1 protein-coding gene is annotated in these 1,353 nt (G+C 74.6%); it reads left to right on the forward strand.

Going from position 1 to position 1,353, the window contains the following annotated elements; all coding sequences use genetic code 11:
- Positions 1 to 122: 122 nt before the first annotated feature.
- The coding region (gene asnB, locus HMPREF0731_RS20845) for an asparagine synthase (glutamine-hydrolyzing) (protein WP_007006215.1) at positions 123 to 1,353 on the forward strand (1,231 nt) is incomplete at its 3' end.

The following is a 1,353-nucleotide window of genomic DNA, read 5'->3' on the forward strand; positions in this document are numbered from 1 at the left end:
CCTATCTGGCCGAGTTCGCCGAGGCGCCGGTGCTTGCGCGCTGGCGCGGCTTCCTGCAACAGGTGGCGCCTGCCCCGGCCACGGCCGGTGGCCCCACCCCGGGCGGAGCGGCCTGAACCCCCATGTGCGGCATTGCCGGCCTGATCCTGAAACCCGGCGCGACACCGGACGCGGCGCTGCTGCAAAGGCTGATCGGCGCGCTGGCGCATCGCGGCCCGGACGGGGCGGGGCACCATGTCGCCGGCCAGGTGGCGCTGGCGCACAACCGCCTGGCGATCATCGACCTGGCCACCGGCGACCAGCCGCTGTTTGCCGGCCCGGCCGCGCTGGTCGGCAATGGCGAGGTCTACAACTACCGCGAGCTGCGCGAGGAGAACCAGCTCGGCTGCGCCACCGGCAGCGATTGCGAGCCGCCGCTGCATCTCTACCGCCGCGACGGGCTGGGCTTCGCCGACCGGCTGCGCGGCATGTACGCGCTGGCCATCCATGACCGCGCGGCGCGGCAGGTGGTGCTGACGCGCGACCCCTTCGGCATCAAGCCGCTCTACCTGGCCGAGACGTCGGAGGGCATCGCCTTCGCCTCCGAGGCGCAGGCGCTGATCGGCGCCGGTCTGGTGGCGCCGCGCATCCGCGCCGAATCGCGGGCCGAGCTGCTGCAGATGCAGTTCACCACCGGCGCCGAGACCATCTTCGAGGGCATCACCCGCCTGCTGCCGGGCGAGACGGTGGCGATCTCGGAAGGCAGGGTGCTGGAGCGCCGCCGCCGCGCCGCCCTGCCCGAGGGCGGGCCGGTGGCGACCACCGAGGAGGCGGCGCTGGCGGCGTTCGATGCCGCCTTCCAGTCCAGCGTCGATCTGCACCAGCGCAGCGACGTGCCCTACGGCCTGTTCCTCTCCGGCGGCACCGACAGCGCCGCCGTGCTGGCGATGATGGCGCGGCTGAATGACAGCCCGGTGCGCGCCTACACCGCCGGCTTCGACGTGGCGGGTGCCGCCGATGAGCGCGAGCGCGCCGCGACGCTGGCCCAGGCGGTCGGCGCGCGGCATGAGAGCATCACCGTCTCCGAGGCCGAGGTGTGGCGGCACCTGCCGGAGATCGTCGCCGCCATGGACGACCCGGCGGCCGACTACGCCATCATCCCGACCTGGTTCCTGGCGCGCCGCGCCCGGCAGGAGGTGAAGGTGGTGCTCTCGGGCGAGGGCGGGGACGAGCTGCTGGGCGGCTATGGCCGCTACCGCGCCGCCATGCGGCCCTGGTGGCTGGGCGGCAAGGCGCTGCGCAGCCGCGGCGCCTTCGACCGGCTGGAGGTGCTGCGCGCCCCCCCCACAGGCTGGCGCGACGGCATCGCCGCCG

This window comes from Pseudoroseomonas cervicalis ATCC 49957 (assembly GCF_000164635.1).
Classification (GTDB): domain Bacteria; phylum Pseudomonadota; class Alphaproteobacteria; order Acetobacterales; family Acetobacteraceae; genus Pseudoroseomonas; species Pseudoroseomonas cervicalis.